Source organism: uncultured Pseudoteredinibacter sp. (assembly GCF_947502065.1).
Classification (GTDB): Bacteria; Pseudomonadota; Gammaproteobacteria; order Pseudomonadales; family Cellvibrionaceae; genus Pseudoteredinibacter.
Window position 1 is genome coordinate 211,383 of record NZ_CANMYE010000005.1, and the last position, 25,233, is coordinate 236,615.

The following is a 25,233-nucleotide window of genomic DNA, read 5'->3' on the forward strand; positions in this document are numbered from 1 at the left end:
GGCTTTCTCATTGTGATAGCTCTGGCATAATTAGGCCATCTAACGTGAATAAGGCATATTATGAGTTTAGCGATTTCTTACACTGATATCGAAGCGGCTGCCAAGCGCCTGCACAATGTCAGTGAGTTAACACCATTATTACACAGTCGGGCACTTGATGAAGCTTGCGATGGGCAAGTATTCGTCAAGGCAGAGAGCTTGCAACACATTGGTGCTTTTAAGTTTCGCGGGGCTTATAACCGCATCGTTCAATTGAGTGCCCAAGAGCGGGCCGGTGGTGTGGTTGCTTGGTCTTCTGGTAATCATGCGCAAGGTGTTGCAGCTGCGGCCCAATTGCTAGGTGTTAAGGCGACCATTGTGATGCCCGCGGATGCGCCCAGTATCAAGGTGGAAAAAACCCGTTACTATGGCGCTGATATCCAGTTTTACGATCGTTATAGTGAAGATAGAGAGCAGGTTGCAAGGGCATTGTGTGAGCAACTTTCTGCAACTCTCGTTCCGTCCTACGACGATCCACATATTATTGCAGGGCAAGGAACAGTCGGGCTAGAGATCACCCAGCAGCTTGCAGAGCCTGCCGATGTTTTAATTAGCCCTTGCGGAGGTGGTGGCCTATGCTCAGGTAGTGCCATGGCCGCCAAACAACATTGGCCCGAGGCAGAAGTAATCGGTGTTGAGCCAGAGCTATATAACGATACCTATCTTTCTCTAGAAAATGGAAAGCGAGAATCTGTATCGCAATCGAATACGTCGATATGTGATTCACTGATGGCAGCGGCCCCTGGTGAGCTGACCTTTCCAATCAATCAACAATATCTCAACAGGGTAGCTACCGTCACAGATGAAGAGGTAGAGGCCGCGGTGTATTTTGCTTGGAAGAATTTAAAGCTGGTGGTAGAGCCCGGTGGAGCAGTCGCGCTGGCGGCTTTACTGGCTAAGAAGGTAGATATTAGTGGCAAGCGTTGCGCAATAATATTGAGTGGTGGCAACGTCGATCCAGCTTGGTTTGCCAAGCTACTCACCAAGCATGGCGCATAGCTAGGCTTTCTCACTTTGGATACCACGATGTGCTCTGATGAATTAGCAGCAATGGCGGGCTTTATAAAGCAGCACTCGCGCTTAGTTGTATTAACTGGCGCAGGTTTAAGTGCCGCTTCTGGGATTCCAACCTATCGTGATGCCAGTGGTAAATGGCTAAGGCGAGAGCCAATCCAACATCGTCAATTTATTGAGCTTAATAGCGAACGGCAACGTTATTGGGCACGCAGCCTACTTGGCTGGAAGCTAGTATCTGAAGCGCGGCCCAATAAGGCCCATAAAACTTTGGCCCAATGGGAGCAGCAAGGACGTATTGAATTACTCATTAGTCAAAACGTTGATGGCCTGCATCGTATGGCTGGTTCTAATAATGTGCTAGAGCTGCATGGGCGGCTTGATCGAGTGCAATGTCTCAATTGTTATCGTTTCAGTCATCGTTCGGATATTCAACAACAATTGATCGAATTGAACCCAAAGCTGTGGCAGGCAGTTCAAAGAAGCAGTATTGATGCTGGCCCAGATGGTGATGCAAATGTCGACGATTGGGACATGAGCACAGTGAATTGTCCGACTTGCCCATATTGCAAGCAGCAAAGTCTAAAGCCAGATGTTGTGTTCTTTGGTGGTACCGTACCAAAGGGCCGGGTAGATCACTGTAAATCCGCTATTGCTCGAGCAGACGCTCTATTGGTTATTGGTAGTTCATTGCAGGTATTTTCGGGCTATCGCTTTTGTAAACTGGCCCATGAACAAGGCAAAGCGATTGCGGTCATCAATATCGGTGAGACCAGGGCTGACTCGCTGCTCACTGTAAAACTGTCTTTAGCCGCTAGCCCGGCGCTACAGGCTATTACAGCGGCACTGAAGTAGCCTCCTCAATGCGCCTAAAAGCGCTTCCATGTCATATAAAACCTTCTTTGTCAGTAAAGATCACCCAGTAACTGTCGATAGCTTAATTAAACAGAGGTTGATTAGGCATGCTGAGACAAGAGCTGCTGGCGTTTGCGGCAATAGGCATATTGGGTTCCTTGGCCTTGTTTGCATTGTGGTTTTTCGAGTGGCGCTGGTTGGGGCGCTTTGATGAATCATTAGTGCAGTTTGATGGCGAGCGATTACCCGCTATTGCGGCAGGAAGAGTCACTGTGCAGCAGTTCTTGGACCCTAGCTGCCCATGCAATCGCTATGTTCAGCAACATAGCGAAGAGCTGAGTAGCAATTATGGTGCCCAGGGAGTCGCTTTCCAAACCGTAGAGCCTTCTAAAAATGTAGAGGCCACTATCCCCTCAAGCCCAGCAGTAGCGATTTGGACAGCGGATGGAGACCTTGCCTATTTCGGCCCCTATAGCAATGGCGTTATTTGCAATGCCAAAACAAGTTTGATTGAACCTGTACTGCAGAGCCTGCAGTCAGGTGATAACCCGATGATAAGCAATACCGCTGGCGTAGGATGTTTTTGCCCGTGGCCTGATAATGAAGTTAGTGCATAGTCGCTAAAGGAAGTCTTGTTAAATGAATATCCAATCCCATTACCTTAAAGCCGATAAGCTGATGCTGGGCATTTGCTGTGGCCTATTTATCTATGGCCTCGCGCTAGCGGGGCTGCATGATACTTGGGGTATCGCCATCGTGACTGGTGGCTGCTGTCTTGCGCTTATTGCCTTGCTCAATAAGTTGGTACCGGGCAGTCGTTTATTGCGTTGCAGTGTCGCGGCTGTATTTATGATTTTTAGTGCGATGCATATTCAACAAGGGCATGGCTTAATCGAGTTTCACTTTGGCATCTTTGTATTGCTGGCGTTGCTGCTTTACTACCGCGATTGGGCTCCGCCGATAGTAGCTGCGGGCGTTGCTGCCGTGCACCATGTGTCCTTTTATTATTTACAAAGCCAAGGTAAGCCAGTGTATATGTTGAGCCCAGATAATCAGTCTTGGGGCTTAGTATTTTTGCATGCGGGCTATGTGGTATTTGAAACCGCCGTTGTGGTTTGGATGGCTTTGGATGCCAAGAGAGAGTATGCACAAACCGAAGCTGTGAATAACTGTATAAACAAAGTTATGCAGAATAAAGGTGAAATAGATTTGCGAGCCAGAGCAGATCTAGACACTGGTGTTGTAGCTGTGCTTAATGAATTTTTGGATTCTACTGAGCAGTTAGCCGCCCAGGTAAAATCCACGGCATGCGAATTTGCTGATCAAGGTGCAGAGCTAAATCGCAGTAATAAGGAGATCTCAAAAGAGCTGATATCCCAAGGTGAACAAAGCGATGAAATTGCAAATTCAATGCAGCGTTTGAATGGCGGCGCTGAGCAGGTTTCCGAATCCGTAAAGTTGGCAACGGCGCAATTGGATGAGGCGAATCAGGATTCGCTTAGAGGGTCACAAGCCGGTGATGCTTCCTTGCAGGATATTCAACGCCTCAATCATTTGATCGGAGATGCTTCCACCAAAGTAGGTGAAATGGATAGCCATTGCGAGCAAATTTTCTCTTTGTTAGGAACAATCCAAAGTATCTCAGAGCAGACCAATTTATTGGCACTCAACGCAGCTATTGAGGCAGCGAGAGCAGGTGAGCAGGGCCGGGGCTTTGCCGTTGTAGCTGACGAAGTGAGAGTGTTGGCCCAGAGGACTCAAGCGACCACCAATGAAGTGCAAGAAACCTTGGATGCCTTGCAGCAAAGCTCTAAGCAATCTATGAGCGCTATGGAAAATAGCCAGCAAAACGCTGAGCGTTGTGTCAGCAAAACACAAGATACGGTAGAAGTATTACAAAGAGTTCAGGGCAATTTGTCGACGCTATCAGATATCGTTTCTTCCGTCGAAAGCTCTTCGGTTGAGCAACAAAGCCTAGTGGCGGGAATGGTGGACAATGTTGAGAAGATTCAGGCCTTATCCCAAAACAATAAAACCCATGCGACTCATAGCGATCGCTTGAGTAGTGAGATGCTCGCCAATAGCCAGGGCTTAGTTAAAAAAGTAGAGCAGTTTAAAACTAGTTAGTGCTCACTAAACGAGTTTCAATAACAGCATGAGTTAGGGCGCCAAGTGGCGCCCTTTTTTGTTTTGGCTGCCACCTACTATTCAAATTTTTCTCTTAGTTGGGCTTAAAGCATAGCAACAAGGCCTTAGGCGACAAAATAATGTTTATTAGACCAAAGTAGACTAATTATTGTGTTTTATTTGCCGAAGCCCTAGTTGTAAGAGGAATTACTTTTAGCAATACCATGGCTGGTAGATGCATGCAGCAGTACTTGAACTTTAAGCAGTGCCTAGGTTAGAAGTAATTGAGGTTAAAGCAGTGTTCGTACTATTAGAACTTAACCTTCGGATATGCAGGTGCCCCAATGAAAGCTATCTCAATTAAACAAAAAATTCTATTACTTACGGCTGTACCCATAATATTGGTAGTGCTGGCTGTGATGGCCTATGTCAATCTTCGCCTTAATGATCTTGGTGAATTAGAAGTTAAAGACATACGTGAGTCTATGACGCAATTAAAGCGTGAAAACCTAAAAAATTATGTCGCTATGGCGCAAACGGCGGTGGAGCCAATTCTAAAAAACGAAGCGCTTTTTTCTGATTACCAGTTGAAAGAAAAAGTTGCTGAATCCCTGAGATCTATGCGTTTTGGTGAAAAGAAAGACGGCTATATCTTTGTTTATGATTATGAAGGAATCAATATTGCTACCGCACCTAATCGAAGTCTTGAAGGGCAGAACCTAATCAATCTAAAAGATAAAAACGGCGTAAGATTGATTTACGAGCTAATTTCAAAGGCTAAAAGTGGTGGCGGTTATGTGGATTACCTATGGCTAAAGCCATCAATTGAAACAGAAGCTCCGAAGATGAGTTATGCAGAATCAATCCCAAGTTTGCAGTGGATGATAGGGACGGGCTTCTATGTGGATGATATTGATAGGGCTGTCGAAGCTACACGTGCTAATACCCAAGCAGAAATAAAACATACTATGTTACTGATTGCGGCTATTGGCGCCGTACTAGTAGTAATCTCGATTGGATGTGCCTTCTTGTTAACCTCGAGAGTCGTTAAACCATTGGAAGCAACGGCCCAAGCGCTTGAAGATATCAGTCGAGGAGAAGGTGATTTAACCTTGCGTTTGCCTGTCAAGAGCAAGGATGAAGTAGGAAAAATTTCACAAGGCTTCAATAGCTTTGCAGATAAGATGCAAACTTTAATCACTGAGTTGAAACTAAGCATCGACGATTTAGGTGAGTCTATTGCAAAAACTAATCAAGTTGTAGAAGTCACGCAAAACAGTTCTCTGCAACAAAAAGAAGAGACTACCTTAGCTGCAACCGCTGTGCAGCAATTAGCTTTCGCGGCACAAGAAGTCGCGCGTAATGCGGCTGAGGCGGCGGGATCTGCAAAAAATGCCGATCAAGAATCAGAAACAGGAAAGCAAACGGTTATAAACACTGTAGCGGCAATTAATGATCTCTCTAATGAAATCAACAAAGCTTCAGAGGTGACAACTTCTTTGCAGAGCAATGCCGAGAAGATCAGCGATATTGTGGATGTTATTAATGAAATTGCTGATCAAACTAATTTATTGGCTTTGAATGCGGCCATCGAGGCGGCCAGAGCTGGTGAGCAAGGTAGAGGGTTTTCGGTGGTTGCTGATGAAGTTCGCGTGCTCGCAAATAGAACCCAACAAAGCACCAATGAAATTCATGAAATGATCGAAGGCTTGCAGAACGGAACCAAGGAAGCCGTGCAAGTCATGGCGAATAGCTTATCAAAACGTGAGCATACGGTTCAGCAAATCGAACATGTGAACGAATCTTTGCTCACCATTTCAGATTCTGTTGGTGAAATAAGCAGTATGAATAATCAAATTGCGACAGCGGCTGAAGAGCAAACATCAGTGACAGCCGAGATATCGCATAATGTGGAAAAAGTAACGGCAATAGCTGAAGGCTCTGCGCAAGGAGTCGAGCAGCTTTTAGAAGCTTCTCAAGACTTACAAAACATCGAACATAAACTTGCTGGCATAATCGCCCAGTTTAAAGTTTAAGTTGCGGGCAGTTAGGTTGCGGGCGGTTAGATAGTTATCGTTTATCTAACTGCTTTGTTTGCCAGGTTTTAAGGATGCAAGAAAAGCGCTAATAATAATTCCTGCCGCTGTACCCGCAAGCAAGGCTAAGCCCATTTCAAACCAAAAGATGCCGGCAAAAAGCCCGACGAGAGAACCGATTACGATACCCCAAGGAAGATATTTCGACATGATGGCTCCTAAATTAATGGCCGCATTTCTAGATTAAGCCTGTTAGACATTCATGTTAATGGCTTTTCCCACACAGCAAGGAAATAGCCCACATCCAAATGGCTTTGTTCCAGCAGGCTAGCATACTTGCGGTTCCAATGACCACTTTTGAGATCTTCGGCTAATCTTTTCAAGCCCTTATCGGCATTCTTTATCTTGCTAAATGACGACATATTTTGTCTTATCTTGTCATCAAGATAGGCCTCTGGCCTAGCCCAGTAAGCGGCCGTAAAACCGTCTTGGCAGTTTGCTGGTATGGCCAAGGGATATATCTGAATATTGGGGAAATGGGCCTCTAGCTCATCGATCTTTGGAAAGATACTTCGATCTATGTCGTAGAGCTCTGGAAGATAGTCTTGCAGTAGCCAATAGGGTGTTGCATCGGGGTTCCAGCTCAATGCAATAAAGCGCCGCTCGGTAACGCGTTTAATCTCCTCATAGGCTAGAAAGCGGTTTTGCCAATGGTGTATTGAGAGAACCGTAAGACACTGGTCGAAAGAATTATCCCCAAAGGGCAGGGCTTCAGCATAAGCTTGAATAGCGCGGTGGGCGCTTGGGGCACGTTGTTGGATCATTCTCCAGGATGGCTCCAGAGCAATAAGCTCCTCAAAGCTTGGGCACCTCTGACTAATGGCGTTGGTGCTCAGGCCTTCAGACAAGTTCACAGTTTAGGCGCAGACTCGAAGGCATACTGGCCGTACGTCAAGAGGCTGTAACAACAACTGTGAGCTTGTCTGTAGACCCCGCAGGGCGGAGCCTAAAGCATCCATCTACGTCGTAATGCTTTTTGCTAAGGACTAAGGCCATTAGCAGCAAAGCATGCCTAGTATCTGGGCGCTTTAGACCTCCGCTGAGCACTAACGCCATTAGTCAGAGGTGCCCTAGATTCATACGATCCAGTTCCCGCCCCAATATTTAAGGTGCGGCTATTTATGTCCGCATGGCCTTGAATAAAGCCATCAATGGCTGGGTCACTTATGCGACCTTGTCGGTATTGAGAGCCAATTTGATCGTAGATTTCAGTCATGCTTCCCTCGCCTCTAATGTTTTGAGCGCTTGACAGTCCCTGCTAGAGCCCCATATGATTTGTGAGTTCCAAAAAGATACCAATAGCATTGCGGTCAGCCAATTGAACGTGAGCTTAGAGATGAATAATAACAAAAAGAACCTCGCCGCTATGTGTACACCACAATAAGCGCATCCCTGGGGACAGCTGCGGGTTCAGCCTAAAGGTAAGAGAAGATGAGCAAGCCAGAGCAAGTCAACGAGGAATGGCATAGCACTGCCTGTAACCTATGTTTTGTAAACTGCGGCGTACAATTCAAGCTCGGGGGTGAAGACGGGCGACAAATATTGAAAGTCCGTGGCGATAAAGAACACCCAACATCACAGGGTTATATTTGTAATAAAGCTTCTCGGATCGATTATTACCAAAATAGCACAGCACGAATTAACAGCCCTATGCGGCGTAAAGCCGATGGCAGCTACGAGCCCATTGATTGGGATACCGCCATTAGCGAAATCGCGTCGAAGTTAAGCGCCATTAGAGATGAACATGGTGGCGATAAAATAATGTACTACGGCGGTGGCGGCCAGGGGAATCACTTGGGGGGTGCTTACGCCACCAGCCTGCGCAAGGCTCTGGGAATTCGATATAAGAGCAGTGCTATCTCACAGGAAAAGACTGGCCTGTCATGGGTATTTAGCCGCATGATTGGTGGCTTGGTACATCCCGAAGTGCACCATGCTGAAGTGGCGATGTTTGTTGGCAAAAATCCTTTTATGAGTAATGGCTTAGATCGTGCTCGTTTGTTTTTGAGGGAAATAAAGAAAGACCCTAATCGTACGTTGATTGTAGTTGACCCTCGGCGCAGTGAGACAGCAGACCATGCTGATATTCATCTGGCGGTGAGACCAGGTCGTGATGCTTGGTGTTTATCGGCCATTCTGGCGCACATCATACAAAGTAATCTTCTGCCCATGGACTGGCTGGCAAAACACGCCCATGGCTATGAAAAGGTTATCGCACGTTTTAAAACCATCGATGTCGATAGCTATGCTGAGTTTTCTGGTATTAGTCCTGCTCAAATTAAGTCAACAGCTGAGGTTATCGCCAAGGCGCAATCATTTGCTCTGGAAGAAGATATTGGTGTGCAAATGGCACCACACTCGACTTTGGTAACTTATCTCAACTTTCTATTAATGTTGATGAATGGTAATTATGGGCGCCCAGGCACCATCGGCATGTTTACCCAGTTGGCTGAAATGATCGCAGTCGACTATGGCCCAGTGGATGAAAACGGGTATGAGACAGAGCGCCGCACCCTTCCGGTAACTGGGGCTCCGATTGTCAGTGGATTGTTCCCTGCTAACTATCTTACTGAGGAAGTTTTGAATGATGATCCTAAACGCCCGCGAGCACTGATAGTAGAAAGTTCAAATCCAGTGCACTCCCTATCGGATGCCGGCCGAATGAGAAAGGCCTTGCGCCATTTGGATTTTAGTCTGGCTATCGATGTGGTAATGAGCGAAACAGCACTGGAGTGTGACTATGTGCTGCCGGCATCGAGCCAATATGAAAAGTGGGAAGCGACGTTTTTTCCAAGAAACTTCCCAGCCAATATTTTCCATCTTCGTCAGCCGTTAATTGAGCCAATGCCCAATACTTTGGCTGAACCTGAAATGCACGCTCGCCTAATTGAGGCGCTCGAAGTATTCGAAAGTGATGAGCTCGATAGCTTAAAGCTTGCTGCACAAGATGGCTTTACCGCCTACCAAGCTGAGCTGTTTAATCAAATGGGCAGCAATAGGAAGATAGCCTCTTACTTGCCTTATGTTTTATATCGCAGCTTGGGGCCCTCACTGCCTGATGGGCAGGCTTCAACAGCCGCAATTTGGGGGCTGTGCCAGATGTATGTCTTAAAGCACAGTGCTGAAGCTGCACGGGCAGGCTTTAGCGGCCCAAGTGCGGGTACAGATTTGTATCAGGCTTTGGTTGATAGTCCAACGGCCGTAGAAATCGGCATCTCTACCTATGAAGAAAGCTGGTCTAGAATTCCCCATGCCGATAATAAACTGCAAATGTTAATTGGCGAGCTTTTGGATGAAGTGGACGAGCTAGATAAGCTGCAGCCATTACATAAGACTTCCGAGGAGTTCCCTTTTGCCTTAGTTGCCGGAGTTCGCAGAGCTTACACAGCAAACTGCAATATTCGAGATCCAAAGTGGGCGAAAGGCAAGGCTGTTATGGCACTTACTATGCATCCAGATGATGCTGCACAACATGGCTTTGAAGAAGGCATTAGGGTAAAGCTAGAAACCCAAACCGGACAGGCGGAAGTAGAGCTTGCCTTCGATGAGCGCATGCACCTAGGGACTATCTCGGTTCCCAATGGCCAGGGGATGCGCTTTGTAAATGAGAACAATGAGTTGGAAGATACTGGTGTCTATGTCAATGAGCTAACCAGTGTGCTCCATCGCGACAAATTTATTGGCACTCCGCTACATAAGTTTGTACCGGCAAAAGTAAGTATTTGTTAATTTAAAGGCGGTCGGAAAATATTTTAAACCGTTTCGATTTATCTCTCGTCTAAGTTTTCATAAACCAGATGAGGGATAAATCGTGAAGAAAATTCTAGCCATAGCAATAGCTTTTAGTTCTGTCAGTTTGGCCGCCTGTGCCAACACATCCACTAAGTCATCTCCATCATCTTTAAGTGGAATAGATTTTAATTATTCCAATGTGATTCGTATGTCTTACGGCCAAGACTTAGAGAATAAACAGTGGAGCTCAGGCAAAGAGGATTGTAGCGCTCGATTGATAAAAGAGTCCATCTTGTCCAATTACGAAGTTCATCAGTACGACAAGCATAGTTTTATCATTCGCCAAAACAAATGTAGCAATTTTGAAGCACCAATAATGTATTTGATGCTAGGTAAAAATAAAAACCTATTATTGGATACGGGTGCTGATGAGCCTACGAAAGGTCAAGAGTTAGCAGAGCTGGTACAAGAGCTGTTGTCAAAATATGGAAATAGCTCAGAGCTGCTGGTTATTCACTCCCATCATCATAGTGATCATACCGCGGGTGATTCGGCCTTTTCTAAGCTTGCAAATGTTGAACTTGTGGCAGCAAATAAAGATTCCTTTGAGGACTTTTATAGCAAGCAAGAAGTTAAAATCGATTTGGGCGATCGTGAATTGAGTCTACTAAAAACTCCAGGGCACCAAGAAGAAGCGATTACAGTTTATGATAGCCATACCAATTGGCTGCTAACTGGCGACAGTTTCTACCCAGGAATGTTGTATGTAAAAAACTGGACTGACTATAAACAGAGTATCGCTAAGATTTATGAGTTCGCCAAAACTAAACCAGTCTCTTATGTGTTGGGGTCGCATGTTGAAATGGGCCAGCAGGCAGGCCAGGTGTATAAAATTGGCAGCCTCTATCAGCCAGATGAAGCTTCGATGGCCATGAGCCTTGAGGATTTACAAGGCCTACATCAACAACTGCAAGCCAATGAGGAAGGTCAGTTGACGGCTGAAAACTACATTGTTCAGCCGCTAAACGGTGTACAAAAATCTTTGAGTAATCTGGTGCGCTGGGCAAAGAACTAGCGATTGAAAGTTCGCTGCCAGTAAGCCTTAACACTAACTTACTTGTGCCTTGCCAAGCCAGATCTTACAGTGCTCTTTTAAAAATCTGCACTGTAAGATCATTAAAATGTTAAGAAAGCTTCTACAGCCATTAAAATACCTATTTGTTTTCAGCACCATTGCTATCACTACTATTTTTATTGCGGCTTGTAGCTCTTTTGGAAAGCTGCCCGATCTTAATGACGAGGCTGTAGCTGGACCCATCAAGGCCTCCCCTCAATGGGACGGCACACATTTCAAAAATAAACTCGCACAACAACCGGTTGACGGCTGGAAGGCCCTGAAATCGATGTTCTTGAATCAAAATCCAGATGTAGAGCCTAATCCACGCTTGGAAATAGCAGCCACTAATACCGATATATTCTCTAAAGAGCCCGAATCTGGTTTGCGGGTAACTTGGCTTGGTCATTCAATTTTGCTGCTGGAGGTGGATGGCCAAAATGTTCTCATCGATCCTGTATGGTCGGAGCGAGCCTCACCCTTTAGCTTTTTGGGGGCTAAACGTTTCTACCCTTCGCCTTTAGCCTTAGAGGATTTACCAGATATTGATGCCGTTTTGATATCGCATGATCACTACGATCACCTGGATATGGCAACGGTAAAGCAGCTAAAAGAAAAAGGTCTACAGTGGTATGTACCATTGGGAGTAGGTTCTCACCTTCGTTATTGGGGGGTTGCGCCAGAAGATATCCATGAGATGGATTGGTGGGATAATCAGCAAGTAGGTGATTTAAAAATTACCTCCATTCCGAGCCGCCACAGCTCTGGGCGTACGGCATCGCGCAGCAATCATAAGTTAACCTTGTGGTCTGGTTGGGCGATTGCTGGGCCGAAAAGCTCAGTAGTTTATAGTGGTGATACGGCTATGCATGAGGGCTTTCTTGAGGTGGGTAAGCGCCTTGGGCCTTTTGATTTATCGATTGTTGAAATCGGCGCTTACAACCCTTTGTGGCGAGACAATCATTTGGGGCCAGAGCAGGGTTTGATAGCGCATCAAATGCTAAATGCTAAAACCATGCTTCCTGTGCATTGGGCTGGCTTTAATCTATCAAGGCATAGTTGGGTAGAGCCGATAGAGCGTCTGTTGCAGGCGGCCAAGAACAAAGGCCTCTCTCAAGAGATCATCATTCCAATACCTGGGCAACCGTTTGAACCTGCAACACCTATTCAAGAACGCTGGTGGCCCAAGGTGCCTTGGCAAGGTGCAGATAGTTACACAGTCTGGTCGACAAAGGTTGATGAACTGCTGAAACCGTATCGCTAAGGGTGAAAATCACTAATCTAGCAAGGCTAATTGCCATGTAGTCCTTTCCTTGTTAAATTGCTTGTTGCTCTGGCCGCTCGTTTTATAGGGGCCATCGAATCAAGGCAAGGATGAATTTAGGCATGAGCGAGTCGTATAACGTAGTATTTCGCGGCCAGGTAATAGAAGGTTTTACATCTCAGCAGGTACAGCATCGTTTGCAGCAATCAATGAGGCTCAATGATGCTCAGCTTCGAAAGCTATTTTCTGGAAACCCCGTTCCCCTTAAAAAGGGAATAACACTGGAGCAAGCACAGGATCTGCAGCTAAAACTGGCAAAGATTGGTGCGCAAAGCCGGGTTGTCTCCAGTGATAGTAAAGTCCAAACCAGTCCCCCTAAGCCCCAAGTTGAGCCGGCAACTAAGCAAACAGCAGTGCCTGCATTTAGTATGGCTCTCGTGGATAAGGAAGAGCCCAAAGCAGCGATGCAGACCAGCGCAACAGTAGCCGATGCGTTCGAGCACAAGCCGACTGAACGAGTCGAAGAAAAAGAGCTTCACAGTTTCCAAAAGCGAGTCAGTTTTAGTGCTATGAAGCGTAGTCTCAGTGGCATCAGCTATTCATTGATTGGTGCAAGTCTTTTGTTTGTATTTCCTCCCTTTGACGAATCCCTCCTGCGTCGAGGAACCGCTATAGGCTTAGTGATTTTTATACTGGGTGTTTATCGACTAATGACATGGAATCGTGAATGATGGCAGCTTCAATGAAAACTCTATTCGCTATTGCGCTGCTTTCTATAGTAAGTAGCGCAGTTGATGCTCAGATTTATAAATGGAAAGATAAAAATGGTGTAGTGCATTACGGCGATAAGTCGAAAATGGCACAAGCAGATCAACAGTCGGAAGTCATCAATATTAAAGATAAATATGCGGTGCCTGTTGCCGAGCAGTTAACCCCCATTTCATATTCGGGTAAAGCCACAACACGCGGTGTTGTGTTGAGCGATTTCACTCTGGATCTGCCAAAGTCAGAAAGTGAAGACGTGCTTATTGGGCGAGTTGTTTGCGGGGCTCCTGTTGATTTGTATTGGGTAAAAGGTTATGTCCGCTTAGATAAGGACTATGTCGGCCCGAAAATTAACAAGGTCTTTGAATCTCATGGCTACCTTGCCCGTACTGGAGTGCCAGTCCGAGAGGCGGGGGATTTGGATTTGACCGCTAGGATCAAAAAAGTCTTCATTAATACCTGTGTCAAAAGTAAGGCGAGAAAATCTTCAAAAGACAGCACTTATATTAAGATTGAATGGACTTTACGAGATCCACTGCTTGACGAAACGGTTTTGGTTTTTGAAACCAAAGGGTCTCATCATGGAATATCTGAAGTTGCTCGCTCCGAAGGTCGTTCTAAGAGTTTTAATGCCGCACTGAAAATGGCTACCGAAAATATGCTTGCCGACGAGAGCTTCGTAGACGCGATTAGTGAGGCAGTGGATAAAAACAAGGTTGCCAAGCTAGATGCTGAATCGATTGATGTAAAGGTTAACTACAAGAATGAGTTTAAATCTTTTGAAGATGCTGCAAAGTCACTGAAGTATCGCACGGCGATCATTAAAATGTCTTCGGGCCATGGTAGTGGTGTTTATATCGGTGAAGATGGCTATGTGTTAACAAATGCTCATGTTGTGGGTGATGAAAAAGAGTGTAGGGTCATTTCGGGTAAGGATGATTTCAAAGCGAAAGTAATTCAAAAGAATGCCATTCGTGATGTTGCCTTGCTAAAAGTTGAATCACCTTATGTTCCAAATCCAGTGCCTATTAGCAAAAAAGGTGTTGATATAGGGGCTTCTTTGTTTGTCATTGGAACGCCATTGGATATGAAATTTAGTCACACTATTACACGTGGTATTGTGTCGGCTAAGCGTGAAATGCGAGGCATGTCTTATATCCAAACGGATGCAGCGATTAACTTTGGTAATTCAGGTGGCCCTGTATTTAATAAAAATGGTGAGCTTGTCGCCATTAGTGTGTCTGGAGTTATGACCCGTGAAGGTACATCGTTAAATATCAACTACTTGATACCTATCGAAGATGCGCTTGATAAGCTGAATATTAAAGCCAGCCAGATGGATTTTACCAGCCGTGCGAAGCAGCAGGTTAGTGATTTGCAGGCGAAAATAATTGCAGGTGCAGGTCTTGATCCAGTAGAGGCCGATAGCGCCGGGTCTGGCCTCTTGTATTATATTTACGATTGGTTGAATCAGCCTTTAATAGACTAATTAAAAAGCCCCTTTTAAAGGGGCTTTTTTATAAGCGCTCTACATTTGAATGTAGATTAAAAACGTGCACGCTATAGTTTTTTATACTCTATGGCTTTGCAAGATCCATAGCTTCAAATAAAACCTCTTCTTCACCAATATGGTTTGAGAGTAAGAGAATCAGTTTGGCGTTCATCATTTGAACTTCTTCTTCGCTTAAGTCTCGTTGCATATCAATAAGGTGATTGTAGAAGTTGTCGGGTTTTGTAATATTGGATTGAAGTTGTAATCTCATATTCCCTCCCATTAATGCTGGCAGCAAGCTTTTGCGATTGCTGCTTTAATTTTAGCCTCATCAAACTTACGCCATCTGGCGGCAACGTGTTGGTCGGGGCGTATTAGATACACCGCACCCTGATCGCCGTCGTAGCGTTGACTGACTAAACCTTCAGGGTCTTCGAAGTCGGCACCTAGTTTTAGTGTGTCTGCTTTAACTCCGCCTTGTTCTACGCTGTGAGCAGCATCTTCATTGATGATTAGTAGTTTAAATTGGCCACCTAAATGATTCAGTAGCCAGCTACTATGTCCTGAGATGGTAATGGGGGCATCAGCGCAATTCGTTCCAGGTGCCATGCAGTTTGAAAACGAATCTTCGTCTTCGGTATTTAAGCTGGACTGTAAATAGGGGGTTGGAGTTGAAAGTCGACCACTATTGACTAAGGGGCGGGCGAACTCGTGTTTTTCTGCCAGTTGTAAAACTGCATCGCGAAAAACACGGCTGCTCTTACTTTTGGGAGTGATAAAATCCGTCGAGCGAGTAGAGTTCATTAAATTGTCATCGGCAGCAAAGACACGTTCTTCGCTATAGCTATCTAATAATTCAATGGGCGCCTTGCCTTGGAGATTGAGCTTTAGCTTCCAGCCAAGATTATCGATATCTTGTACACCTGTGTTGGCACCACGAGCGCCAAATGGCGAAACTTGGTGGGCAGAGTCACCGGCGAACAATACTCTTCCATAGCGGAATTTGTCCATTCGACGGCAAGCGAACTGATAGACCGAAACCCATTCAAGTTCAAACTCGCAGTCATCGCCCAGCATTTGCTTTAGCAAAGGAATAACATTTTCAGGCTTTTTAGCCTCCTCTGGGTCTGCATCCCAACCTAGTTGAAAATCGATCCGCCAAACATCATCGGATTGTTTGTGCAAAAGTGCTGATTGGTTTTTATGAAAGACAGGATCAAACCAAAACCAACGCTCGGTTGGAAAGTCGTTTTTCATGACCACATCTGCAATCAGAAATCGGTCTTGAAAGAATTGACCAGAGAAGTCTCCGTCTAACATTTTTCGGGTATCGCTGTTGGCCCCATCACAGGCAATTACCCACTGAGCTTCCATATTAAAGACACCGTCTGGGGTCTCGATAACTAAGGTGGCGATATCGTCATTTTGGGAAATGCTTAATAGCTTATGCTTCCAGCGTAAATCGATAAGTTCTTGGCGTTCGCACTCATTGACCATGTACTCTTCAAGATAGTACTGCTGCAGGTTTATCATGGCGGGCATTTTGTGACCTTGCTCTGGCAGCAGGTCAAATTGATAGGCCAGCTTCTCTTTGAAAAAAACCTTGCCGACTTGCCAGCTAATGCCTTTTTCAACCATTGGGCTAGCAACACCTAGGCGATCCCAAATTTCGAGCGGGCGCTTGGCGTAGCAAACGGCACGAGAGCCAATGCTGACGGTATTGTTGTCATCAAGCACCACGGTAGGAATGCCCTGGGCGGCGCACTCCAAAGCGGCAGTAAGACCAATTGGGCCAGCCCCAATAATCACCACAGGGTGTCTTTTAAGCTCACCGGATTGCTGCTCTGCTGATTGCTGGTAGTCGAACTCAGGATAATCATAAGTATTTAGCATCTGTTTACCCTCTTAGTCTTCTGAGAATTCATCGCTGTGCAGCCAAGCGGCTTGCTTTACCGTGGTTTTCTTTTGACTCCACTCTTCAAGCATCTCTGGGGCGATACGGTTTAGTTCTTCGATTTGTCCGGCCTTGTCTGTTCGCACTGTCAGCTCTAGACGGTGCCCATTAGGATCGAAAAAGTAGATCGACTTAATGATTTCGTGGTTTGTCGGGCCGACAACTTCAAGACCCTTGCCTTCTAGTTCGGCTTTGGCTGCAAGTAGTTCTTCTTCGCTTTCGAGCTCAAAGGCAATGTGTTGCACCCAGTCAGGGGTGTTAGGGTCGCGGCCCATTGGAGGGGAGTTTGGGATCTCAAAGAAAGCCAAGATATTGCCATTGCCGGCATCCATAAACAGATGCATATAGGGATCGGGCTCCTTGGTAGAGGGCACCCTGTCCTCTGAGATTGCTAAGATAAAGTCCATATTGAGAACGCCACGGTAAAACTCCACGGTCTCCTTGGCATCTTTACAGCGATAAGCGACATGGTGGATTTGCTTAATATTGATCATGGTTATTCCTGTCAATCGTCTTATTTGAAACCAATAGTATTCTCAAATGAAACTAATGTGAAGGGGTTTTTGAATGGTTTTGGCTGTTTATCGTACTGCTTGGCCAGCCGAGAAGGCAGTGGAAGGGCTTTGATAGGGGTTTTATGTAGATTTCTGTGCGTTAATTCATTTCAAATGAGAATTTATTTTGTTGAGTGTTATTTCGGTAAGCGGTTTAAGTTCTTATTGGTCTTAAAGGGTCTTGGTACGGCTTGGATAGCTCAAGCTAAGTACACTAATATTTTGAGTACAAGATTCGTAAAAGTAGAAAGAGGAAACAACTAGATAGATGTAAAAACTTCAGTGGAGAGCTGCTATGGGTATACGAGTTGCGATAAACGGTTTTGGGCGTATAGGCCGAAATATATTTAGAGCTATTTTCACCTCAGAGGATTACGGCGAAATTGAATTGGTGGCCATAAATGACTTGGCACCTCCAGAGACCAATCTGCACCTTGCTCGATTTGATTCAGTCCACGGGCGATTCCCGGCTAGCATCGAAATTCAGGGTAAAAACTTGCTAGTTGAAAAGCAGTTGGTTCAACTTTGCTCGGAGGCTGATCCCGAAAAACTCCCCTGGGCTGATTTATCCATTGATATAGTCTTAGAGTGCACCGGCTTATTTACCAGTCGGGAAAAGTCCGCAGCACATATTCAAGCGGGGGCCAAAAAAGTGATCATCTCTGCACCGGCTAAAAATGTTGATGCCACGGTAGTGTATGGGGTGAATCATCATTGCCTAGATGCTGCTTGTGAAATTATTTCGAACGCCTCTTGCACCACAAATTGTCTTGCCCCGCTGGCGATGGTTTTGAATCAATCCCTAGGCATAGAACGCGGTATCATGACAACTATTCACGCCTATACCAGCGATCAGCAACTACAGGATGTGTATCACAAAGACATCTATCGCTCACGAGCAGCAGCCCTTTCGATGATACCCACTGAAACGGGCGCGGCCCAGGCCGTTGCTTTAGTTTTGCCTGAGTTGGCAGGAAGATTAGATGGAATGGCGGTTAGAGTGCCCACGGCCAATGTTTCCTTAGTTGATTTCAGTTTTATCGCTTCGAAGGCGACTACTGTCGATGAAGTAAACAAAATTATTCGCAAGGCTTCGGAAAATCTACCGCGGGTATTGGCCTATAATGACTTGCCCTTAGTTTCGGCAGATTTTAATCATCAGTTGGCTTCGTCGAATTTCGATGCAACGCAAACTAAGGCAAGCGAAAATCTCGTTAAAGTTATGGCTTGGTACGATAATGAATGGGCCTTTGCCAATCGCATGTTGGATAACTGTTCTGCGCTTATGGCTGTGGCTTAGTTGATTCTTGTATTGTGAGTTCGTGAATTGAATACAGCTAGTACAAACGCCAATATAGAGAGGCCACTAATAATGATGGCAATGTTCAAAATAGATGCGTGTAGCCAGTAGCTACTGAACTGCCCAATTAGAGAGCTAAGCAATAACTGAATAGCTGCAAATACCGCATTGCTACTGGCGATATTGTGCTGACAGGATTTTACGGCAGTGGCCTGAGCGTTGGGCTGGCTTAAACCACGCCCAATTGTAAATACAGCCATAGGAATAAAAAACAGCCAGTAGCTCGCTTGCTGCATAAAAAGATACAGCAAGAAAAGCATAGTGAAAGCCGCAAAAACTGAGAGGCTGTAGCCGAAAACTAATAGCCGCCTTGCGCCTAGTTTAATTGCACTTCTGCCGGCAATAAAGCTGCCTAACCAAAAGCCACCGGCAACCCAAAGAAACCAATTACCAAAATCTGTAGCGCTACCATTTAACTCTTGTTCCACAACAAATGGCATATTATTTATAAAAACAATATAGCTTGAGGTAATGAGAGCGTTACTCAGTGCAAAAGTTAAAAATACTCGGTTTCGAAGTACAGCCCAGTAGTTTTTGGCGGCATTACCTAAGAGCTTACTATTTTGTTGCGGCTGTGAGGATCTTTGTTCTTTAGATAAGAAGCGAATTGCAAAAAGTAAGATAACAACGGCTATTACAAAAGAAAGCAATATTGCACTGCGCCAGCCAAACCATTCGGCAAGATAAGCCCCCAGTGTTGGCGCCAAAGCTTGCGAGCTGGCGATGCCGAGCGTGATATAAGCCAGCAGGGCTCCACTCTTATCTAAGTTGTTATTTTGTAACACCAAACTTCTGGCCAGTAGCATGCCAGTACAGCCGCCGGCTGCCTGCAGGCAGCGGCCTATGAGTAATACAGCGATACCCTGGCTGCCTATTACTAATAGGCAGCCCACTATGTGAATCAGAAAGCCGTATATCAAAACTGGCCTCGCTCCCCATCTGTCCGCGAGGGGGCCTGCAATCAATTGCCCAACGGCTAAGGAAAGGAGATACAAGGTAAAGCCAAGCTGGACGCTTGCATTTGAAACGCTAAATTGATCCGCCAACATAGGCATAAGTGGTGCGTATATATTCAGCGCGATAGGGCTCGCTATGGCCATTAATGCCAATAGGAATGGGGGCGGTGAATCAAATGCTTTATTGGTAGACATTTATTGGCTAGATTAAACAATAAAAGGTAATCGAGGCTGTATTAAAATACAGTGGCCAAAAGCAATTATACCGATTTACTCGTTAAAGAAGAAAAACAAAAGGCCTGTAATAATGCGATCTGAAAACTACCAGCATATAAATGTCGAAATAGACGGTGAAATGGCGCTTGTGCAGCTTAATACTGGGCACAAAGGAAATGCCTTCTGTTTAGAGACAATCTCAGAGCTCATAAATGTAGCTGATGAGCTAAGTGAGGATATGTCTGTTCACGCCATCATTTTGCGCGGGCAAGAGCGTCTGTTCAGTGTCGGTATGAACTTAAATGATCCATTGGTATTAAACCCCAGCCAATTTGATTTGCAGACCTTACGCCGTGCATCGGCGCTAGGCGCAAAAATGTGCCGAGCTTGGGAAAACATCGAAGCGTTGACAGTCTCTGCTATTGAAGGCCCTTGCCTAGGTGGGGGAGTCGCCCTATCTTTGGCTTGTGATCTAAGAGTCTGTTCAAGTGAGAGCTTACTCTATGTTCCTGAAATAGAGCGCGGAATGAATATGAGTTGGCAAAGTGTTCCGCGCAGTGTCAATTTAATTGGGCCAGCAAAAACCAAGCGCATGTTTATGCTGGCCGAGCAGGTATCCGCGCAGCAAGCCTTTGATTGGGGGTGGGCGGACTATATCACCAGGCCTGGTGAGAGTGTAAAGCAGGCAAGGGAGTTAGCTCAAAAAGCGGTATCGATGCCACCTATGTCTAGCCGTATGTGTAAGCAGGCTATTAATGTTGCTGCAAATGCCTTAAACCATGCGGTCAGTTATATGGATGCAGATCAGCTAGTATTAACTCAATACAGTGAGGATTTTAAAGAAGGTATTGATTCGTTTCTGCAAAAGCGGCCGCCAAAATATAAGGGGAAATAACTGTGATTGGCAGCTCAGCTGATTTTTCCGTTACCAAGTAATTTATCTTTTTCGTACCAGCGTTGGTTCAGCCAATTCTGCATGTTGTCAATTTCATCGAGATCGAAATGGTGAATGTGAATAATAATATTATTGGGTACACCATATAAACATGACCAAAGACTGGCATTTTTAGATCTGTAATCAATAGTTATATCGATTAGGGGCGTTCCAGGCTCGGCATGTTCTTGAATAACTTTTAAACCACCACTTCTCGGTTTTAAGAGTTGCTGGTATGGCGATTGTTGATCTTCTCTTTTTGCTTCTGTAAAACGTGTGCCTTCTGGGAAGATCAATAGGGCACCGGAGTGGCTGTTTCGCTCAATGCCATGTTGCTGGGTGGCTGCTTTTACCGTGGCATAGTCTTTTTCACGGTCGTGGCTTTTTTTGTTTCTGTTTAGCCTAGGGAAATCAAGCAGAAAGCAAACCCAGCCAAAAATAGGAAGCCAGATAATTTCCTTCTTGATCAAAAATTTCAGCAGTGGTCCACGCCCTGAAATGACATCCTGCAATATGGCCACATCAAAACCACAGTGATGATTAGAGATAACTACGGGCGCAGGATGTTCGCTAGGGGTTCCCTTAATTTCAAACTTGATACCCAGAATATTATCAATCCAAAAGCTATCTACTCTTACGGCAAGTTGATATAAAGCTTCAATTAAATAATCACAGTTTTTTTGAATCGCCTTGATGGGGAGTAGCATTTTCACAATAGCAATTGCGAGCAATAGAGAAAGCGCAATAATTAAATTGCCACAGACCCAGAGCAAAGAGACAAACGCCAGCAAATGCCGACCGACTAGCCGCATAGGGCTTACATTGTTGTGAATAGACGCTGCCCGAGACATTATTGTGGTACCTGCCTGAGTTTACTCATGTCGTATCCAAGCTGTTCTGAAAAGTCTGTTAGCTCCTTCATTTTCTCTGAGCTAATGCTGGATTCTCTGGACATTATCCAAAGATAATCGCGTTTATTTCGGGCGATTATGGTGTGCTGGTAATCAGAATCTACATAAGCCACACGATAGTCAGCTTTTATCGGCCAAAAAAACTGCATGCCCCAAACACTGTAATTGCGGCTGGCATCTGGGAAGCCGGTGGCTGTCATGGTTTGTTGTTCCGTATCGCCGACCTCGGTGAATGTAAATACCGTATCAACGCTGCCGTCTTCATTCAAACGGTAACTTTCAATGGCCTTACTCGCATTGCGCTCTGGCCAAGTTGGAATATGGGCAATGACATACCAGTCGCCCATAAAACGTTGTAGATCTAAGTTTTCTACAGTCTTAATAGGCGGCTGGCTCTGGCAGGCGCCGAGTATTGTAATACTTAACATTATGATTATATGTCTTAGGGCCATTGGGCTAAGTTCCTTCAACGTTCGCGCTACGATAATTTAAGGTACGCCCGTTTTCTAACTTAGCTATTAGCGCTTTCCAAAGATCTAGACCTGTTGCTTGATTAGTTTGGTAGTGCAATTCTATATCCACATCTTTGCCAGAAAGCTTGATAATTCGTAACTCGCCGTTTAACTCTTCAGACTGTTCAAGCTCTTGCAGTTCACCGGTCTGGCTATTTAAAAGCGCCTTACTAAAAAGCAGGTCTGGCTCCCAGTAAACAAAGCTTCGCGTGCATTCGCTTGTTGTAAACGTTTCGTCCTGCGTTGTTATTTGCAGGCTTTCATTAACTAAGGTGGAGCTGATCGAGTACTTATCGCCATTTGAATTGGTGCTGCTTTGAATAGACTTAAGGCAGTTATCCTGCCAAAGCTCTTTGCTTTGATGCTGATAGTTGAAGAAGGTAATGCCTAAGATTTTAACCTTATAACTGGCCTCTGAATTAAGCTCGTAGCCATTGTCTATGGCTGAGAAAATAAAGTTATGTTTACCAATTTTCTTATCATCGAGAAAAACATCGAAGTACAGGTTTTGTGGTATTGAAGGGGATATTGCGTCGGTATTCGCATCGATATGATTGGCAATAGTTCCCGCGCTCAGTGGTAATAGGAGCATCGCTGAGCAGCATATCTTTGGTAGTGGCATCATGTCGACAAGACAAATCTCAGTTTTTGGTTAGAGGCTATACCTTATACGATGCGAATGCTTTTTTGGATTACAGCGGCTATCAGAGCCTCTGCCTATGCTAGGGGCTCATTGAGTTTAAGTGTATTAGTGTTTTTGAATGTAATTACTTAATAGATGCCGTTTAGTCTCTAATGCGAGTTTGCAGGTTGCGGTGCAATAAAGGCCCAAGATGGATTGGCCTTTTATGGGAGATTTATTAAGACGAAAGGCTAGTCTCTTTTGGGTGGCAAACTTACAAGTAATAGCTATTATAGAGGTGCATTTCGCAAAGGAGTTAATTCGAAGTACCTTGCGATAACTTTCGTGCAACGACTTATTGATCAGCGCTTTAGAACTAAGAGAATCAAGTTTATGGCAATCCCCATTCCTCGCCGCCCCAGTGGCTTTCTACTCGGCAATGCCCATGCCTTAGTCACTATTGATGTATTTCTTGATATCCAGTGCCCGCATTCCCGTGCAGCCTGGCCAAGCTTGATGGCGCTAATGGAGTCTTATAAAGATAAGTCGCTTAGCCTACGGGTACACCTGCTAACTTTGAGTAATCATCGCCAAGCTTGGGATGTAAGCCTGGGTATTTTTGCCTTGGCAGAGGGTGATGCTGAGAAGTTCAGGGGTTTTGTTAGCTTCTTATTTGATCGGCAAGAGCAATTCAATAATGCTGCTTTCTCCAATAAAACCCATGTGGATTTGCAGCAATTGGTGGCTGATCTAGCCCAAGAGCATGGCGCGGTCGATCGTGATGCTTTTTTTGAGCGAATGCAGAGCCATGAGATCTACGTTGATGCACGTACGCCGATTCGCTATGCAGCCACTAAGTCAGTTTGGGCCACGCCTACCTTCTTTGTGAATAATGGGGATAATGTGCCTGTTGATCATAAATCGAGCATGGAGGAATGGCGTGCTTTGATTGAACCCTTGCTCGTGTAGTTTTTGCCACAGGGCTGCGTGCTGGTGGCGGCATTCGACAAATCGCCAGTGCTGCAGCTTCAATTAGCTTTCAAAATGTCAGGTGGTCAATCTGAGTCTTCAAATTAGTTTCTTGCTGCATATCGTCGATATTTAGTGTTCAGTGGATGTATGCCCACGTTGTGTGAACTAAGCGAGCTTGGCGATAAAAACTGAAAAAACTTCGAGAAATTACCCTTCGCAAGATTTTTGTCTATATATCCGAAAATTTTCCTCCATTCTTATGCGGTGGCACTAGTGCAAAATAGGCGCCAGTACAAAGGCATATGGTAACTGCATTCAAACTATGGCTATGAGTGTCAAATCGTGCAGTCGTATTGCTAAAAATAGACCCCCGTTTATGGCACCAGCGAGTCGTTGTGCCTAGGCTTTTGTTTACAGTGAATGTGAGTATGAAACAATAATAAGTAAATGTGGAAAGTTGCTCGCTTAGATTAAATAAACGCGCCGTAAAAGGCTCGCTAGCTCGAATAAGCTCAATCCGAGAAAAGCTAGGCTTAAGTATTTTAGATTCAAAGTTTCCTACTGATGTGTCTTTAATGTCTAGTAGCATGGGTGCATCGATGATGGAACTAAGGCGCCACTTGAAAGGCGTATTGTAGAGTTTCTGAAATCAACAGTAGATGAATAGCGTATTAACACAGCTACAATTTTCGATTTTGTTTTGGCTCATATCCAGCGTTGATGAAGTTTAGTAATCCCTTATTCAAACGGGCTCAGAAATTCTTTGTTCTGTCTTTATGTCAATGTTTGAGAGTTTGATATCCAGTTTTCAATAAGAAAAAATGTTATTTCTTTGTGAGTATTTCACGGCAAATCTATGCTGTGTGGAAGCTTTTGCGCAGCAGGTCACATTCTATCAATAAACCGTGGTGACGTGATCATCAGCACTCTTTTACACACTACTTAACTCTATAATCGCCGTCGTTTTGAGGGTATATAACAATATTAGTTTTATTGTTAAAAAGACCCGAAATAAACTTACTCTTTTCTTGCTAAATGAATAGTGGTTATAACATTGGCGAATAAAATATCTGTTGCGATGGGCCCGCTTCCTGAGCTGCTGAACCGAATCAATCCTTTGATGAGGTATCGTAGGCGTCAGCAGTCCATATTGGCCGCCAAACTCGTCAAGTTGTGCCAGGCTGCTCTATTTGAAAACACGAATTCATTTAATGTTGCACAAGATCAACTTGGAGTTGCCGTTGTTTTAGAAAAGCTGCCCAGAGTTTTACTTCCGCCTGGCTATGGCCGAAGTTGCCGATTTCCAAAAGCCTTTCAGTTATCGGGCCTGCAAGATTTAGTTAAAGCTCAGGGTTATTCTTTAGATGACTCGATAGCAGAAGAAATATTGGGTCTGTTGAAAGATAACCAGTCACTGCTTTCTTATGCCAAAAAAGCAGGTAGCGACTATAGAGCAGCGAGAGCGACGCCGATTCATGCAACTGAGCAGTTTGGTCAATTTTATGAGTCGTACCATGAATTGTGCCAGCGTTGGATGCAGTGCTTTACTCGTCTCAGTATGATTAACGCCCAGCTTCGATGCCTGTGCGATCCGAAATTTGACGGAGATTTAGACGCGGTCAAACCCTCTATTCGTCACTTTGAGTTTGATAAAAGTGTGCTTTACCATAACTTCTTACCTGACAGGTTACTCGGCGAGTAGTTGTTTCGAATTATAGCTGGCCAGACAAATGGCCCTTAATCT

Annotated in this window: 24 protein-coding genes; 14 read left to right on the top strand and 10 right to left on the bottom strand. The window is 45.0% G+C overall.

The features are described from left to right. Window positions 1–60 precede the first annotated feature (60 nt). The 5 genes from Q1A41_RS14300 (at window position 61) to Q1A41_RS14320 (ending at window position 6,071) form a co-directional block, all read left to right on the top strand. Window positions 61–1,038 carry a threonine/serine dehydratase gene (locus tag Q1A41_RS14300; RefSeq protein ID WP_299980372.1) on the top strand — a complete coding sequence of 326 codons (978 nt, stop codon included), beginning with the start codon at window positions 61–63 and terminating at the stop codon, window positions 1,036–1,038. 27 nt (window positions 1,039–1,065) lie between these two features. Beyond that, window positions 1,066–1,908 carry an NAD-dependent protein deacetylase gene (locus tag Q1A41_RS14305; protein WP_299980374.1) on the top strand — a complete coding sequence of 281 codons (843 nt, stop codon included), beginning with the start codon at window positions 1,066–1,068 and terminating at the stop codon, window positions 1,906–1,908. 107 nt (window positions 1,909–2,015) lie between these two features. Next, entirely contained in the window at window positions 2,016–2,525 is a 510-nt protein-coding gene (locus Q1A41_RS14310; protein ID WP_299980375.1) for a DUF6436 domain-containing protein, read from the top strand. A 22-nt stretch (window positions 2,526–2,547) separates the two neighbouring features. Further along, window positions 2,548–4,035: a methyl-accepting chemotaxis protein gene (locus Q1A41_RS14315; RefSeq protein WP_299980377.1), complete on the top strand. Its 1,488-nt coding sequence runs from the start codon at window positions 2,548–2,550 to the stop codon at window positions 4,033–4,035. Between the two features lie 344 nt (window positions 4,036–4,379). Beyond that, the gene (locus Q1A41_RS14320; RefSeq protein WP_299980379.1) at window positions 4,380–6,071 is read left to right on the top strand and encodes a methyl-accepting chemotaxis protein; all 1,692 of its coding nucleotides are present in this window, start codon (window positions 4,380–4,382) and stop codon (window positions 6,069–6,071) included. Window positions 6,072–6,116: 45 nt separating this feature from the next. On the opposite strand, the gene Q1A41_RS14325 is transcribed toward Q1A41_RS14320, so the two are convergent. The 3 genes from Q1A41_RS14325 to Q1A41_RS14335 form a co-directional block, all read right to left on the bottom strand. Next, window positions 6,117–6,281, bottom strand: a complete 165-nt coding sequence (locus tag Q1A41_RS14325) for a hypothetical protein (protein ID WP_299980381.1) — start codon at window positions 6,279–6,281, stop codon at window positions 6,117–6,119. 50 nt (window positions 6,282–6,331) lie between these two features. After that, the gene (locus Q1A41_RS14330; RefSeq protein ID WP_299980383.1) at window positions 6,332–6,985 is read right to left on the bottom strand and encodes a methyltransferase domain-containing protein; all 654 of its coding nucleotides are present in this window, start codon (window positions 6,983–6,985) and stop codon (window positions 6,332–6,334) included. A 158-nt stretch (window positions 6,986–7,143) separates the two neighbouring features. Beyond that, a complete protein-coding gene (locus Q1A41_RS14335) occupies window positions 7,144–7,347 on the bottom strand; it encodes a hypothetical protein (RefSeq protein WP_299980385.1) in 204 nt (67 codons plus the stop codon). A gap of 215 nt (window positions 7,348–7,562) precedes the next feature. Between Q1A41_RS14335 and Q1A41_RS14340 the strand changes: the two genes are divergently transcribed. The 5 genes from Q1A41_RS14340 (at window position 7,563) to Q1A41_RS14360 (ending at window position 14,495) form a co-directional block, all read left to right on the top strand. After that, complete coding sequence (locus Q1A41_RS14340) at window positions 7,563–9,860, top strand: molybdopterin-dependent oxidoreductase (protein WP_299980387.1); 2,298 nt, start codon at window positions 7,563–7,565, stop codon at window positions 9,858–9,860. A gap of 82 nt (window positions 9,861–9,942) precedes the next feature. Continuing rightward, window positions 9,943–10,938 (top strand): MBL fold metallo-hydrolase, encoded by a 996-nt coding sequence (locus tag Q1A41_RS14345; RefSeq protein ID WP_299980389.1) that lies wholly within the window; start codon window positions 9,943–9,945, stop codon window positions 10,936–10,938. A 106-nt stretch (window positions 10,939–11,044) separates the two neighbouring features. Further along, window positions 11,045–12,241 carry an MBL fold metallo-hydrolase gene (locus Q1A41_RS14350; protein ID WP_299980391.1) on the top strand — a complete coding sequence of 399 codons (1,197 nt, stop codon included), beginning with the start codon at window positions 11,045–11,047 and terminating at the stop codon, window positions 12,239–12,241. 122 nt (window positions 12,242–12,363) lie between these two features. After that, on the top strand, window positions 12,364–12,972 hold the full coding sequence (locus Q1A41_RS14355; protein WP_299980393.1) for a hypothetical protein: 609 nt from the start codon (window positions 12,364–12,366) through the stop codon (window positions 12,970–12,972). Continuing rightward, complete coding sequence (locus Q1A41_RS14360) at window positions 12,969–14,495, top strand: trypsin-like peptidase domain-containing protein (RefSeq protein ID WP_299980395.1); 1,527 nt, start codon at window positions 12,969–12,971, stop codon at window positions 14,493–14,495. Before Q1A41_RS14355 ends, Q1A41_RS14360 begins: the two co-directional genes overlap by 4 nt. A gap of 88 nt (window positions 14,496–14,583) precedes the next feature. Here the strand turns inward: Q1A41_RS14360 and Q1A41_RS14365 are convergent, their stop codons facing one another. Genes Q1A41_RS14365 through Q1A41_RS14375 form a run of 3 tightly spaced genes read right to left on the bottom strand, consistent with a single transcriptional unit; the run spans window position 14,584 to window position 16,946 of the window. Further along, window positions 14,584–14,769 carry a DUF2783 domain-containing protein gene (locus tag Q1A41_RS14365; RefSeq protein ID WP_299980397.1) on the bottom strand — a complete coding sequence of 62 codons (186 nt, stop codon included), beginning with the start codon at window positions 14,767–14,769 and terminating at the stop codon, window positions 14,584–14,586. Between the two features lie 11 nt (window positions 14,770–14,780). Continuing rightward, window positions 14,781–16,391, bottom strand: coding sequence for an FAD-dependent oxidoreductase (locus tag Q1A41_RS14370; protein WP_299980399.1), 1,611 nt, complete (start codon window positions 16,389–16,391; stop codon window positions 14,781–14,783). A 12-nt stretch (window positions 16,392–16,403) separates the two neighbouring features. Next, window positions 16,404–16,946: a VOC family protein gene (locus Q1A41_RS14375; RefSeq protein WP_299980401.1), complete on the bottom strand. Its 543-nt coding sequence runs from the start codon at window positions 16,944–16,946 to the stop codon at window positions 16,404–16,406. A gap of 355 nt (window positions 16,947–17,301) precedes the next feature. On the opposite strand from Q1A41_RS14375, the gene gap reads away from it, so the two are divergent. Then, the gene (gap, locus tag Q1A41_RS14380; protein WP_299980403.1) at window positions 17,302–18,306 is read left to right on the top strand and encodes a type I glyceraldehyde-3-phosphate dehydrogenase; all 1,005 of its coding nucleotides are present in this window, start codon (window positions 17,302–17,304) and stop codon (window positions 18,304–18,306) included. On the opposite strand, the gene Q1A41_RS14385 is transcribed toward gap, so the two are convergent. Next, window positions 18,303–19,517, bottom strand: coding sequence for a multidrug effflux MFS transporter (locus Q1A41_RS14385; protein WP_299980404.1), 1,215 nt, complete (start codon window positions 19,515–19,517; stop codon window positions 18,303–18,305). The two genes, gap and Q1A41_RS14385, sit on opposite strands and share 4 nt — an antisense overlap. 112 nt (window positions 19,518–19,629) lie before the next feature. Between Q1A41_RS14385 and Q1A41_RS14390 the strand changes: the two genes are divergently transcribed. Next, window positions 19,630–20,433, top strand: a complete 804-nt coding sequence (locus tag Q1A41_RS14390) for an enoyl-CoA hydratase/isomerase family protein (RefSeq protein ID WP_299980406.1) — start codon at window positions 19,630–19,632, stop codon at window positions 20,431–20,433. 14 nt (window positions 20,434–20,447) lie between these two features. Here Q1A41_RS14390 and Q1A41_RS14395 read toward each other — a convergent pair whose 3' ends face one another. Genes Q1A41_RS14395 through Q1A41_RS14405 form a run of 3 tightly spaced genes read right to left on the bottom strand, consistent with a single transcriptional unit; the run spans window position 20,448 to window position 22,487 of the window. Further along, on the bottom strand, window positions 20,448–21,323 hold the full coding sequence (locus Q1A41_RS14395) for a 1-acyl-sn-glycerol-3-phosphate acyltransferase (protein ID WP_299980408.1): 876 nt from the start codon (window positions 21,321–21,323) through the stop codon (window positions 20,448–20,450). Next, window positions 21,323–21,811: a lipocalin family protein gene (locus Q1A41_RS14400; RefSeq protein ID WP_299980410.1), complete on the bottom strand. Its 489-nt coding sequence runs from the start codon at window positions 21,809–21,811 to the stop codon at window positions 21,323–21,325. The genes Q1A41_RS14395 and Q1A41_RS14400 overlap by 1 nt, the downstream gene beginning before the upstream one ends. A 28-nt stretch (window positions 21,812–21,839) precedes the next feature. Continuing rightward, window positions 21,840–22,487: a DUF6134 family protein gene (locus Q1A41_RS14405; RefSeq protein WP_299980412.1), complete on the bottom strand. Its 648-nt coding sequence runs from the start codon at window positions 22,485–22,487 to the stop codon at window positions 21,840–21,842. Window positions 22,488–22,910: 423 nt separating this feature from the next. Between Q1A41_RS14405 and Q1A41_RS14410 the strand changes: the two genes are divergently transcribed. Together Q1A41_RS14410 and Q1A41_RS14415 are read left to right on the top strand one after the other, a co-directional pair. Continuing rightward, window positions 22,911–23,486: a thioredoxin domain-containing protein gene (locus Q1A41_RS14410; RefSeq protein ID WP_299980414.1), complete on the top strand. Its 576-nt coding sequence runs from the start codon at window positions 22,911–22,913 to the stop codon at window positions 23,484–23,486. Between the two features lie 1,153 nt (window positions 23,487–24,639). After that, the gene (locus Q1A41_RS14415; protein WP_299980416.1) at window positions 24,640–25,191 is read left to right on the top strand and encodes a hypothetical protein; all 552 of its coding nucleotides are present in this window, start codon (window positions 24,640–24,642) and stop codon (window positions 25,189–25,191) included. The last annotated feature ends 42 nt before the right edge of the window (window positions 25,192–25,233 follow it).